Genomic DNA, 13,210 nt, shown 5'->3' on the forward strand with positions numbered 1-13,210 from the left:
GTATCCGTATTAGCTATTAAATGCAAACCACACCCCAGCAAATATTGGTTAAAGGTAATAAATTTCCCTCTTTTATCCGAACTGCTCAAAATCGCAAGATCCCTGACTTCAGGGCATAAAAAAAGGACGACATCCATCATCCTTAAACTTTTGCTGGCAAGTAAAAAACTTAACTGATACTTCCTGCCCAACTTTTCTCCAAAGGAAGAAGAAAATGGCTTAAAAAATCCAGGTAGGTATTTTTAGAAAAATCAAAAACTTCAATATCTCTTGACAATTCACCACTTCTTAATTTATTTTTGAAATCAAGAAGTTTTAATGTCTTCACTTCCCCATTTTCTACAAAACTGGCTTTCATCCTGTCAAATAATCCCAACTGATACTCTTCATCAATCTCTCTCATTATCTTTCCTAAAGCATCAATACTGCAGCCTGAAGCCATTTCTTTCTCTTCATCTACACAGATGATAATGAACTGATTTTTTTCAATCTTAAATGATGATGAAAGTGGTTTCCCGTGTGCTGACCAAGTCGCCAGAAAATCAAACAGTTTTTCCGTGATTACCTTTGCTTCCTTGGTTTCAAATGGCCTTGTTGCCGGATATATAATAACTCTATAGTCGTTTGTTTCTACAACGTTTGATTCTTCAATTTTCATATCTAATCAATTTAGAGGATAAAATTACGATTTTTTCTTCAGACAGAATGTGACTTATGTTCTGTAAAAAGATACTTCCCGTTAAAGACATTCAAATACGGCATTATAAGAATTTTCATTCCTACTCAGCACTTTTGTCTGGGAATAGCCTTTATCAACAAGTAAACGAATTAGCTCCTCTTCACTATGACTTGAGTTTTTCAACGCTATATTGTTTATTTCTATGATAATTTTAGGCTTGTAATGAGTAAGGATCTCTTGCATTCCTAATAGTGCTGCAAACTCACCGCCTTCAATATCTATTTTAATAAGATCAATCCTTGGAATCTGCTGATTTCTAACATAATCATCCAGAATAATACTTTTTACCTTCTCTTTTGCCGTAAAGTTCTCCAGATAAGACGAAGCCATCCCTACATTCCCATAATTTTCGTTATATAAAATTTCAATATAATCATTTTTATCTGCAACAGCGAGGTGTTCAAGGATTACATTATTGAAACGGTTAATGGAAAGATGCTGAGAAAACTTTTCATAATTAGGTTTAAAGGCTTCAAAGGCATATACCCTACCCTCTTTTCCAACAATTTTAGAAGCATTTAATGAGAATACACCAATGTTTCCTCCTATATCAATGAAAAAGCCTCCATCTTGTAAAACAGAATACAGATAATCTATTTCATTCTTTTCATAATCTCCTGTAAAATAAAGCTGCTGTTGAATCCAGTCTCCAAGATCTAAATTGAGTTGGATGGTATCTCTGTAAATAACATTTTTCTTGACTCCAATAAAAAGATGATATGGATTGAAAATATACTTGTGAAAAGTAAAATATTTTTGCCTGAAAAAAGGGATGCTTAAAATAATTTTAAAAAATGAAGCTAGAAGACTTCTCATACTAGTTTTATCTGGCTGCAATATACAGCATTTTAAAGAAAAAATCAGGGATTGTTACTGAACTTTATGACTCCGTTATTTACATTGAAAATATTATCTAATAGGACATCTCCTATAGTTTAATGCATAAAGCTATGCGATTTTTGAGAGCTTAATATTGTTATAGCTTTGACTCAATACATACACCATCATCATAAAAAGTGGAAAAATAAATGGGAAAAACAATCTTAAATCTCCGGATTGCGGAAAGAAAAAGAACTTGATGTAGACATTCACAAGAAAAAGAGCTGAGATCATTCTCACCCAAGCCTCTTTCGACTTCCAGAAAACCACACCTGTCATAATGAAAACAGCTAAGGTAACCTTTTTAAAAGCAATAATTTTAGTGTAAAGAATCTGTAAATAAGCATTTAAGCTTACTTGAGCCTCCTGAGCTGATATTATAGGTCTTCTATCAATAAATGAGTCATAAAAAAGATCTGTCCAGCCCGGATAGTTATAAAATTTCATGATGAACATATACACTGATAAGATCATAATCCCTTGTATTATAAGGGCAAGCTTAATTTTCTTCTCTGTAAAGTAACTATATATAAAAACAGCACCCAGGTAGGTTAAAACAAATGTAATATAATCAGGACGTATGAAGGTCATAACCAAAAGAAGTAAAAACATACTCCATTGGCTCCATTTTTTGATGAGTCCTATCACAAAAAGTAAGATGAACAGGAAAATAAACATATCCGGAGTAGATTCCCCCGACATATAAGTTATTGTTGGCATAAGCATGATCCCAACCGTTAAAAGGGATGCAAGCAAATATTTATCCGGGAAAAAAATCTTTAGGATATAAAAGATTAATAATCCTGAAATAAAGTAAGAAATAAGACCGGTAAACAATACAGACATTGGCGGAGAAAATCCCAGTTTATAAAAAAGAGTAATCATAAACACATATCCCGCTTTTATCTGAAAATAAGGCAATTGTTCTGTGAAAGACTGTGTATTTTGTGAAAAATACTGTCTTGTTACGGCCCAGGGTTTTATTCCTATAAGATTGTTGTACTGATCAGCAGGGGCTTCTTTTTTTATGGATGAGAATGTAAGTTCACGAACTTTATCCGGTGAATCAGGAAATTCATTTGTGAACATACTCCCAAGGTATCCGGGCATATCCCAATCATATACTCTGTTTTTATAATTCCGATACGTAAGAAATGTAAGCACGGATATTATAAACAAAAGGGAGATGCCCCACTTAGCCTTCATAGAACAATATTACAGCCTGGTGACTGATAAAATCAATTATAAATCATCTGCTTCGGCAAGAAGCTCAACGATGTCTTTTACAGCAACTTCAGTATTTTTGTTGAAATGTTTTACCCCATCGGTCATCATCGTATTACAGAACGGACATCCGGTTGCAATTACTTTAGGCTCAAAAGATAAAGCTTCTTCTGTTCTTTCTATATTAATGTCTTTATTCCCTTTTTCAGGTTCTTTAAACATCTGCGCACCTCCTGCTCCACAACAAAGGCCGTTTGTTCTGCAACGCTTCATTTCAACAAGCTCTGCATCAAGTTTTTCAAGTAAGATTCTTGGTGCTTCATATTCATCATTCGCACGTCCCAGATAGCATGGATCATGGAAAGTAATTTTTTTCCCTTTGAAAGCTCCCCCTTCAATCTTTAATCTTCCTTCTTCCATAAGAGTTTTAAGGAACTGGGTGTGGTGAACTACTTCAAAGTTTCCTCCAAGACTTGGATATTCATTTTTAAGGGTATTGAAACAGTGTGGGCATGCTGTTACAATCTTTTTCACTTCGTAAGCATTCAGAACTTCAATATTGGTAAGGGCCATCATCTGGAAAACAAATTCGTTTCCGGCTCTTTTTGCAGGGTCTCCGGTACAGCTTTCTTCCTGTCCCAGAACAGCAAATTCAACCCCTATTTTATTCAATATCTTGCAAAATGCTTTTGTAATTTTTTTGGCACGGTCGTCAAAACTGCCCGCACATCCAACCCAAAATAATACTTCCGGTGATTTTCCTTCGGCAGCATATTCTGCCATTGTTTTTATATTGAAATCCATTTCTTTTAAATTAAATAATGTAACAATCTAGCAATGTATTCATGTAACAATCTATTGGTAAATTTTTAAATTGATACATTGGTACATTTATTAATCATTGGCCCAGTTCAGACGGTCTGCCTGGTTATACTGCCAAGGAGCGGCATTATTTTCCACGTTCGTCATCATCAGGTTTAATTCCTGTGGAGCAGCAGACTGTTCCATGACCAGGAATCTTCTCATTTCGAAGATAATTGAAAGTGGGTCTAACAATACCGGACAAGCTTCTGTACATGCATTACATGTAGTACAAGCCCAAAGTTCTTCCTTAGTGATATAATCATTCAACAGCTTTTTGCCGTCGTCTACAAATTTTCCGTTTTTATCAATGTTTCTTCCAACTTCTTCCAATCGGTCTCTTGTCTTCATTAAGATCAATCTTGGAGATAGTTTCTTCCCTGTAATATTGGCTGGGCAAACAGAAGTACAACGTCCACATTCTGTACAAGAATAAGCATTCAGCAACTGTACCTGGTTAAGGTCAAAGATATCTTCAGCTCCAAATTTGGAAGGTACATCTGCTTCAGCGCCTTCTGCCGGTGCAGCATAAGGATCTGCATTAGGATCCATCATCAGCTTGATTTCTTTTGTTACAGAATCAAGGTTGTTGAATTTTCCTTTCTTGTCAAGATTAGCATACCAGGTACTTGGGAACGCTAAAATAATATGTAAATGCTTTGAATAGTAAAGATAATTCATGAAGAACAGAATTCCTACAAAGTGGAACCACCAGGCTCCTTTTTCTGTAAAATGTAAAAATCCGTCACTAAACCCACTGAAAACAGGGCCTAAGATTGTAGAGCTGATAGGGAAGCTCCCCAATGCAGGCATTACTCCTCTTTGTTGCAGCACCCAGTCAGCAGCATTCATTTTAAAGAAAGCCATCATTAAGGCGAACTCAATGATAAGAATCCAGTTGGCATCCTGTTTCGGCCATCCGAAAAGTTCTTTCATGGTTAATCTCTTCACTCCATAAAAGTTTCTTCTGATGAAAAATACCACTACTCCTATCACAACAAGAAGTGCAAGAATTTCTAATGTTGCTGTAAAGAAACTATAGAATCCGTTTCCGAAAACTGATGCAAGGAAACGATGTGTCCCGAACAGTCCATCAACAATAATTTCAATAAGTTCTATATTGATAATAACAAAACCAACGTACACGAAAAGGTGTAAAATACCGGCAACAGGACGTTTTACCATCTTGCTCTGCCCCATAGCCACTCTGGCCATGGTACTCCAGCGTTCAGATTTTCTGTCGTTTCTGTTGATCTCGTGACCAAGTCTGATATTTCTATAGATCTTCAGCAGGCTTTTGGCAAACAGTCCAAATCCTGCCACTAATAAAATCAGGAAAATAATGTTATCGATGTACTGCATAAGGCGTATTAGTCTTTATTGTTTTTACCGAAAACAGAGAAATTGATGTATCTCTTAGGGTTCGCTTTCATATCTTCAATTAATGAATTCAAATTGGAAGATGCTGAGTTCAGATTATTGTATAGTTTATCATCCTTCATCAGCTTTCCTAAGCTTCCCTCACCTTTATCTATTCCACCAATCACCTGATTCAGTTTTCCTACAGTAGCATCAAGGCTTGCAATGGTTGCATTTAATTGCTTTGTATCGATGCTTTGTGCAAGATTTCCGTATTTATCCAATGTCACTTTACCGCTTTGCATAGTAAGGCTGGCATCGTCTAATACTTTCTGTAATTTAGGATCATTATGCCCTACAAGGTTGTTTACACTTCCTGCCGTGGTTTCCAATGCTCCTACTGTTTTATTAAGGTTAGATAATAATGCTCTGATTTCTGCTCTGTTCTGAGCGTCTACAAGCTGGCTGGCGTTTGCCATTAGAGAATCTACTCTATGTAAAACAACCTGTAGCTGATCTTTTACCGGACCTACCTGAGAAGAAAGACTACCCAGCGTTCCTAGCTTGAAAGCTCCTTTCAGGGTATCTCCATCTTTTGCTGTAGCTCCTCCGTATACCAGATTGACTCTCATCTCCTTACCAGACATTAATCCGGGTTCAAAAATTTCCAGGGATGAATTTTTTGAAAATTCAAATTTATTATCCACTGTCACTTTTACAACAAAACTGATTTTACCATCCTTTCCTGTTTGAGGGATGATCTTATCAACCTGGCCTACTTTAAGACCATTAATAGAGACTGCTGCAGACTGCGCAAGGCCTTCTACATTGTCATATTTTGCGTAAAAGATATTGTCGGTAGTAAAAAGGCTTTTCCCTTTCATAAATTGAAACAACACCACAAAGCCTACGATAGCTAGAAGTGCAATCACACCAGCTTTTAATTCTTTACTGAACTTCACTTGCTAATTTTTTTCTAATAAGCAAATATAGTACATTTTAAATAAATCTTTTCCTTTATTGTTCTGCGATAAATACAAAAAAAAGCGACAAAAAATTGTCGCTTTTATATAGATAGATGTAAATCTTTTATTATTGCTGATTTCCCAGCTTGTTCCAGATCTCGATTCTGTAGTCCTGGATATCTGCGTTATCCTGAAGACTCTTCAACCAAGCCTGTCCGAACATTCCTGCATTTCTCTGAGAAATAGACTCAGTAAATTGTTTAAGGTCACCAGGTTGTTTGTTTACTGTTTCTGATTTCTTAATCAATACATAAACACCTGTTCCCCCTTCAACTGGTTTAGAAAGCTTACCTTTTGCAACTCCAAATGCAGCACCGGCAACTTTAGGTTCCATAGCTCCAGCTACAGAAGGGTTCAGCATATTTACCTGAGCACTTTGTTTTGTAGTAGCAAACAATGCAGCAATCTGATCTAAACCTGAAGCTTTTGCTCCTGCAATTTTATCAGAAATTTGTTTTGCAGCCAATTTGTTTTTAACGATCACTTCAATCTGATCTCTTACAGATTCAGGATCAGCAAGACCTGCTTCCTGTTTTCCGTTCAGGTATACAACAATTTTGTCACCTGTTCCGTCTACATTGAATAGCTCAGTATCTCCTTTCGATCTTTTCTTATCAAAAGCCCATGTAAGGATATCGCTGTCTTTTTCAGTACCTAATCCCTGAAGCTGTCCTTCAAATCTCTTCGCTGCTTTAGGATTGGTGAACTGGAAGTTTCCTTTCTTAGCAATATTCACGAAATCGTTGAAAGATTTCCCTTGAACCTGCTGAATGAATTTTCTCGCATTCTTATCTGTTTCAGCTTCTGTAGCATCTGAAGGCTTGATCTCTTTTACAAGGTTGGCCACCTTATAGCCCATTGATCCAGACTTTTTATCTTCGATGTTAATGATATGGTACCCAAACTGAGTCTCCACAACACCTGTTGCTCCTTTAGGATTGTTAGCAAGGTAAGTAAGGAACTCAGGAACGAAAGGTGTTTCCGGAGTTGTCCAACCAAGGCTACCTCCTTGTGCAGCTGAATTTGGATCATTTGAAAGCTTAAGGAACTCCGTAAATTTAGCAGGTGTTGCTTTTACGATAGCTCCGATAGAGTCTGCTAATTTCTTAGCCTGTTCTTTAGATCTTGTTACACCTTCTCCTGCAGGGCTTCCTTTGAAAGCGATCAGGATATGTCTTGATAATGTAGAATCTGAAGTTTTCTTACCTACAAGTTTAGAAACTACATAGAAATTTTGTTCTTTGTATGGACCAAAAGTCTGTCCTACTGCAGCTGTTGCAATCTGACCTTGTATAGTAGCTGGCAATTGTGTAGGCTTCACATACTGAGGATTGAAAGGTGAATCTGAGTTTGCCATTACAAACATAGAGTCATTCTTAGTATTCTGGAAGTTTTCAGTACCTCCGCTAGCATCTGTACCTCCTGAGTATAATTTTGTAATTTCCTTTAAAGCGGCTGCATCATCGGCTGCACTTGGCTTAGAAGGGAAAAATACAATACCTAAGTTTCTGCTAGGCTCAGCTTTGAACATTACCGGGTGTTGCTTGATGTAATTAGCAAGATCTTCTGTAGTAACATTGATTTTTGTTTTCTGAAGGTAAGCCGCATAGTCTACCTTTACAAAGTCGATGTCAGCAAGCTGATCTCTTTCTTTCATCAATTCCTCAGCTTCTTTCTTACCGGTAGTAATCCCTGCTGAAATATTGGTAAACACCTGTCTTGCCATTAGTCTATACTCAATTGATTTTCTGGTTTTCAACCATTGAGCATATCCCTGAGGATTAGTGTTTTGTAATGTTTCAATTTCTTTTTTAAGCTCTTGAGTTTTAAAGTTCCCTTTCTCATCAAAAAACTGCTGATTTTGAGCGAACATCTGATCATACTGGATCTGATTCCAGAAATAATCATCAGTCATTTCAAAGCCCAATTTCTCAAACTGCTGCTTGATAAGTTTAGATTGAACAAGTAACTGCCAAGCCTGCTCTTCAAGACCGTTTTTTGGACGACCTTGTTGTTCAGCCTGTTGCTGCAGCACGAAAAGTTGATCATTGAACTCTTCGCGGGTGATTTTCTCACCATTTACTTTTCCTAAAACATCAGGATTCTTTCCAAAAACCTTGTCGATACTGTCTGGGTTTACCAAGAACGCCAAAAGCGCTAAGGCTATTACTCCCATTAAAAGCCAAGGCTTACTCCTAATCTGTCCTAAAATTGCCATTTTATAAATTATAGTTTTTTATCAGTTTGCGAAAATACACATTTTTAAGAAATTAGAGAAGCAGAAGTTCTTTATTTTAATTTTAATTCCTAAAGATTATCTAAAAAAGGAAATTTTGACCATATTTTTAAGCAAAAAACAAATGGCATAAGTATTGTGCATTCTAGTACATTATAATATAGCACACGTTTTCAAAGCTTATTATAAAAAATCCATTTAACGATTAAAAACGAAAATGACAATTTGTCATTCGATCCATTATGACAGAATTTGAAGATATAAGTTTAGAAGAAATGATCAGCGACGGTTTTGATATTGTTACTGAAGAAATCAATCTTTCCGACTTTGGAGAGACTGAAAAAAATTCCGAACAGAAAATATTCCCGATACTTCCCGTAAGAAATATGGTTATGTTCCCGAATGTGGTAATTCCTATTACTGCAGGAAGAAAAACATCCATACAGCTCCTTGAGGAAGCACAGAAAAACGGAGATTTTATCGGAATTGTAAGTCAGAAAAATTCTGACCTTGAACAGCCTACCGAAAAGGATATTTATACAACGGGGACATTAGCGAAGATCATAAAGATCATCAAACTTCCCGAAGGTAATATTACAGCCATCACGAAAGGGTTTCATAGATTTAAAATCAAGAAAATCATTGATAACAAACCTTATTTCAGAGCTGAAATCACCAAATTAAAGGATAACAAGCCTAAAAACCAGGAGGAATACGATGCTTTATTAGAAAACATTAAAGATCTGGCCTTGAAAATTATTGAGCTGGATCCTAATATTCCTAATGCCGCTAATTTTGCGATCAAAAACATCAACAACAATGATGATCTGCTGAATTTTATATGCACCAATGCAAGCTTCCCCTCTGTAGAAAAACAAAAGCTGCTTGAGGAAAAAAGCACCATGGAAAGAGCTAACAAATGCTACGAAATGATGCATGAGGATTTCAGAAAGCTGGAATTGAGAAACCAGATCCATCAAAAGACTTCAAAAGATCTTGATAAACAGCAAAGAGAGTATTTCCTGAACCAACAGATCAGAACTATTCAGGAAGAACTGGGTGGCGGACCTGAAAGCGATGTGGCAGATCTTATTGCTAAAGCAAAAACAAAGAAATGGAGTCAGGAAGTTGAGGATCATTTCCAAAAAGAGATTGGCAGATTACAAAGGCAGAATCCTAACTCTCCGGATTATAATGTACAGAGAAACTATCTGGATTTCTTTACAGATCTTCCTTGGGAAACTTATACCAAAGATATTTTTGATATCGCAAAGGCTGAAAAAGTTTTAGACAAGGCTCATTTCGGACTTGAAGATATTAAGAAAAGGATCTTAGAGCACATGGCTGTTTTAAAATTGAAAAACAACATGAAGTCTCCAATCCTCTTACTGGTAGGGCCTCCGGGAGTAGGAAAAACGTCATTAGGAAAATCTATTGCGGATGCTTTAGGCAGAAAATATGTGAGATTATCTTTAGGTGGTCTTCATGACGAAAGTGAAATCCGTGGGCACAGAAAGACCTATATCGGTGCGATGGCTGGAAGGATTCTTCAGTCTATTAAAAAGTCTGGAACTTCCAATCCTGTAATCGTTCTGGATGAGATAGACAAAATTGGGCAGGGACTTCATGGAGACCCAAGCTCTGCACTTTTAGAAGTTCTTGATCCTGAACAGAATAAATCATTTTACGATAACTTCCTTGAAATGGGTTATGACTTGTCTAAAGTAATGTTTATCGCAACCGCGAACTCACTTTCAACAATTCAGACTCCACTTTTGGATAGAACGGAAATTATCCAGATTGCAGGATATACTCTTGAAGAAAAAATCGAGATCGCTAAACGTCACTTAATCAAAAAACAGCAGGAAGAAAATGGTTTGGATACAAAATCATTCAAGCTTGGAAATGCTGAACTTAAACATATTATTGAGGCTCACACTTCTGAAAGCGGTGTAAGGACCTTAGAGAAAAGAATTGCATCTATTGCAAGATGGGTAGCATTACAAACCGCTTTGGTTAAAGAATATGATCCAAAGATTTCATTAGAAAAAGTTGACGAAATTCTTGGAGTGCCAAGACCGAAGAGCTTATCTGAAATTACAGATGCTCCAGGGGTAGTAACAGGCCTTGCGTGGACCAGTGTAGGTGGAGATATTTTATATATTGAAAGTATTCTGAGCAACGGAAAAGGAGCTTTAACAATGACCGGAAATCTGGGAACTGTAATGAAAGAATCTGCTACTATTGCATTGGAATATATTAAAGCTAAACATGATGAGTTAGGAATTCCACAGGAAGATCTGGATAAGAAGAACATCCACGTTCACGTTCCCGAAGGTGCTACTCCTAAGGACGGACCTTCTGCCGGTATTGCTATGCTGACTTCAATGGTTTCTTCTTTTAAAAATAAAAAGATCAGACCTCACCTTGCGATGACAGGAGAGATTACATTAAGAGGAAAGGTTCTTCCTGTAGGCGGAATCAAGGAAAAACTTCTTGCAGCAACCAGAGCGGGAGTAAAAGATGTTATTCTTTGTGAAGCCAATAGAAAGGATGTAGAAGAAATCAAGAAAGATTATCTTAAAAATCTGAAAGTACATTATGTGAGCAGAATGGAAGAGGTCATAGACATCGCCATTGAAAAATAAAACAACTATTTACATATTAACTTCTCAATAAGGAACACGTTCTGTATTTCAGAGCGTGTTTCTGCTTTTACAGAGGGCTTTAGGAATGAATTTTGATATGCTGAGAGAAAAATCCACATTGTTTGAATAAAAAATTCTTCAGTTCGATGGGTTTTTCTTATTTTTATTCACACCGCAGATTTTAGATTATGAATTTTCTCAGACTCCCTTTCCTTGTTAAACTTACCCTTGTTGTTATCTCGATTATTGGTATCGGGTATCTTCTGGCATTGGGACAAAGCATTTTAGCTCCATTTTTCTTTGCATTCCTGATGGCTATGCTGTTTTTACCAGCTGCCACTTTCATGGAAAGAAAATTAAGATTCCCAAGGTCTGTATCAACGATGACCTCCGTATTCATTATGTTAATGATTTTATCAGGCATCATCTATTTCTTCACCAATCAGCTATCTGATTTCAGTAAAGATCTTCCCCATCTCAAGGAACAGCTTACCACTGTTTTTAATAATGCCCAGCACTGGGTTTCCAAAACTTTTAATGTAAAGGTAGATGAGCAGGTAGATTATATTAACCAGGGACTTAATAAGCTTTTATCTTCTTCCGGTGCTATTTTAGGGTTTACATTTGGGATCTTTTCAACTGGTTTTGGGTTTATTTTATTCTTCACCTTATTTTTTATCTTTATTTTAAATTACAGAAGACTATTGAATAACTTTATTGTTACGGTGTTTAAAGAAAGACATAAATCAAGTGTTCAGGAGGCGGTAAACGAAATTCGTGTAATGACCAAGAAATATATTTTCGGACTTTGTCTTCAGGTTATTATCGTATCTATTCTTACCTCAATTGTCCTTACGGTTTTAGGAGTAAAATACGCGATCCTTTTAGCTGTTTTAACTGGATTATTAAATGTAATTCCCTATCTGGGCATATTCATATCACTTCTTATTTCTTGTTTTATTGCATTTGCGACGGGCAGCCCTTCAACGTGTATCTATGTTGCCATCGGTTATATTGGCATTCATGCTATAGATGGAAATATTGTACTCCCGTTTGTTGTAGGTTCCCGAGTGAAGATCAATGCACTATTTTCTTTCATAGGAATCCTTTTGGGTGAACATCTTTGGGGCATTGCCGGAATGTTTCTTTGTATTCCTGCCATTGCCATCATTAAGATTATCTGCGAAAAAGTGGACGATTTAAAACCTTGGGGGAAACTTCTTGGAGAAGAAGAAAAACCAAACAAAAAGAAGAAAAGCTATAAGATTTCAAAGAATATTACTTTGAAAGAAATGGACTAAATATTATTAATAATAAATGATAAGTAATGAGTAATAAGTAAGGCTGCTTTAAAAAGCAGCCTTATTTTTATTTTGTATATTCCTTATGCCCCTGCAGCGCAATAGGGATGCATTCCATTTGGACAGGTTTCTGTACAAAGAATATTAGATTGTATATCCGGGCAATATCCATACTCCGGCCCGCCTCCACCACCAGGACCTCCTAAACAAGGATCACCAGGAGGAATTTTACATGGGCACCCTACAGGTCCAATATCACATTTTCCAATACCTGCTCCACCCTGAATTTCTCTTAAGTTTGTTCGATTTAGTTTTTTAAGATTTTTCAACATAATTATTAGTTTAGTTTGTACCCAAATATAAATAATAAAACAAGACAAAACATAACATTAACCCATCATTAACACAAACAACTTTATGTTTTGTTAAAAAAATCACAATATAGTTGTATTTTTACTTTACATTTGATATAAAATATTTATTATGAAAATCCTTAAACTCATCATCTGTATCTTATTTGGAGTCATGTTTATTAATGCAGGATTAGATAAATTTTTCCACTACAATCCTGTTCCTCCGCTTACGGAAACGCAAATGAAAATATACGCAGCATTTGGAGAAATAGGCTGGTTATTGCCACTTGTGGGAACTGTAGAAGTAATAGGTGGCCTGTTATTTATTTTTCCAAAAACAAGAGCATTGGGTGCCATTATTATCTTCCCTGTTTTGACAGGAATTGTGATCCACAACGTTTACAGAGATCCTTCAGCTACCGGAATCTGTATCTCCGGGATCTTATTTCTGATCAATATCTGGATCTTGATTGATAATAAAGAGAAATATAAAAATCTGGTTGGATAGCCATTAAAACTTATACTAGCAGATGATATTGAGCTTCATCTGCTAGTTTCAATTATATAAAAGCACTAAAACCTGTA

At 36.2% G+C, this 13,210-nt stretch carries 11 protein-coding genes; 3 read left to right on the plus strand and 8 right to left on the minus strand.

What is annotated here, in order from left to right; translation table 11 throughout:
- Positions 1-169: 169 nt before the first annotated feature.
- From BBH99_RS01925 to BBH99_RS01955, 7 genes are all read right to left on the minus strand, one after another.
- Entirely contained in the window at positions 170-658 is a 489-nt protein-coding gene (locus BBH99_RS01925) for a hypothetical protein (protein WP_066691237.1), read from the minus strand.
- A gap of 81 nt (positions 659-739) precedes the next feature.
- Positions 740-1,555 carry an FkbM family methyltransferase gene (locus tag BBH99_RS01930; protein WP_066691242.1) on the minus strand — a complete coding sequence of 272 codons (816 nt, stop codon included), beginning with the start codon at positions 1,553-1,555 and terminating at the stop codon, positions 740-742.
- Positions 1,556-1,687: 132 nt separating this feature from the next.
- Complete coding sequence (locus tag BBH99_RS01935) at positions 1,688-2,707, minus strand: hypothetical protein (RefSeq protein WP_228390722.1); 1,020 nt, start codon at positions 2,705-2,707, stop codon at positions 1,688-1,690.
- A gap of 153 nt (positions 2,708-2,860) precedes the next feature.
- Positions 2,861-3,646: a (Fe-S)-binding protein gene (locus BBH99_RS01940; protein ID WP_066691244.1), complete on the minus strand. Its 786-nt coding sequence runs from the start codon at positions 3,644-3,646 to the stop codon at positions 2,861-2,863.
- Positions 3,647-3,736: 90 nt separating this feature from the next.
- Positions 3,737-5,065, minus strand: coding sequence for a (Fe-S)-binding protein (locus BBH99_RS01945; RefSeq protein ID WP_066691245.1), 1,329 nt, complete (start codon positions 5,063-5,065; stop codon positions 3,737-3,739).
- A gap of 8 nt (positions 5,066-5,073) precedes the next feature.
- Entirely contained in the window at positions 5,074-6,024 is a 951-nt protein-coding gene (locus BBH99_RS01950; protein ID WP_066691247.1) for an MlaD family protein, read from the minus strand.
- Positions 6,025-6,154: 130 nt separating this feature from the next.
- Positions 6,155-8,305: a peptidylprolyl isomerase gene (locus BBH99_RS01955; protein WP_066691250.1), complete on the minus strand. Its 2,151-nt coding sequence runs from the start codon at positions 8,303-8,305 to the stop codon at positions 6,155-6,157.
- 260 nt (positions 8,306-8,565) lie between these two features.
- Between BBH99_RS01955 and lon the strand changes: the two genes are divergently transcribed.
- Both lon and BBH99_RS01965 read left to right on the plus strand, forming a co-directional pair.
- A complete protein-coding gene (gene lon, locus BBH99_RS01960; RefSeq protein ID WP_066691252.1) occupies positions 8,566-10,971 on the plus strand; it encodes an endopeptidase La in 2,406 nt (801 codons plus the stop codon).
- 188 nt (positions 10,972-11,159) lie between these two features.
- Positions 11,160-12,272, plus strand: coding sequence for an AI-2E family transporter (locus BBH99_RS01965; protein ID WP_066691253.1), 1,113 nt, complete (start codon positions 11,160-11,162; stop codon positions 12,270-12,272).
- A gap of 83 nt (positions 12,273-12,355) precedes the next feature.
- On the opposite strand, the gene BBH99_RS01970 is transcribed toward BBH99_RS01965, so the two are convergent.
- The gene (locus BBH99_RS01970) at positions 12,356-12,604 is read right to left on the minus strand and encodes a bacteriocin-like protein (RefSeq protein ID WP_066691254.1); all 249 of its coding nucleotides are present in this window, start codon (positions 12,602-12,604) and stop codon (positions 12,356-12,358) included.
- A 151-nt stretch (positions 12,605-12,755) separates the two neighbouring features.
- Between BBH99_RS01970 and BBH99_RS01975 the strand changes: the two genes are divergently transcribed.
- Complete coding sequence (locus BBH99_RS01975; protein WP_066691255.1) at positions 12,756-13,133, plus strand: DoxX family protein; 378 nt, start codon at positions 12,756-12,758, stop codon at positions 13,131-13,133.
- The last annotated feature ends 77 nt before the right edge of the window (positions 13,134-13,210 follow it).

Origin of the sequence: Chryseobacterium contaminans (assembly GCF_001684955.1) — a bacterium.
Lineage (GTDB): Bacteria > Bacteroidota > Bacteroidia > Flavobacteriales > Weeksellaceae > Chryseobacterium > Chryseobacterium contaminans.

Excerpts from the sequence above, each read along its gene's own strand:
- BBH99_RS01925 (WP_066691237.1), bottom strand. The coding sequence starts at position 658 with ATGAAAATTGAAGAATCAAACGTTGTAGAAACAAACGACTATAGAGTT.
- BBH99_RS01930 (WP_066691242.1), bottom strand. The coding sequence starts at position 1,555 with ATGAGAAGTCTTCTAGCTTCATTTTTTAAAATTATTTTAAGCATCCCT.
- BBH99_RS01935 (WP_228390722.1), bottom strand. The coding sequence starts at position 2,707 with ATGTTCACAAATGAATTTCCTGATTCACCGGATAAAGTTCGTGAACTT.
- BBH99_RS01940 (WP_066691244.1), bottom strand. The coding sequence starts at position 3,646 with ATGGATTTCAATATAAAAACAATGGCAGAATATGCTGCCGAAGGAAAA.
- BBH99_RS01945 (WP_066691245.1), bottom strand. The coding sequence starts at position 5,065 with ATGCAGTACATCGATAACATTATTTTCCTGATTTTATTAGTGGCAGGA.
- BBH99_RS01955 (WP_066691250.1), bottom strand. The coding sequence starts at position 8,305 with ATGGCAATTTTAGGACAGATTAGGAGTAAGCCTTGGCTTTTAATGGGA.
- lon (WP_066691252.1), top strand. The coding sequence starts at position 8,566 with ATGACAGAATTTGAAGATATAAGTTTAGAAGAAATGATCAGCGACGGT.
- BBH99_RS01965 (WP_066691253.1), top strand. The coding sequence starts at position 11,160 with ATGAATTTTCTCAGACTCCCTTTCCTTGTTAAACTTACCCTTGTTGTT.
- BBH99_RS01970 (WP_066691254.1), bottom strand. The coding sequence starts at position 12,604 with ATGTTGAAAAATCTTAAAAAACTAAATCGAACAAACTTAAGAGAAATT.
- BBH99_RS01975 (WP_066691255.1), top strand. The coding sequence starts at position 12,756 with ATGAAAATCCTTAAACTCATCATCTGTATCTTATTTGGAGTCATGTTT.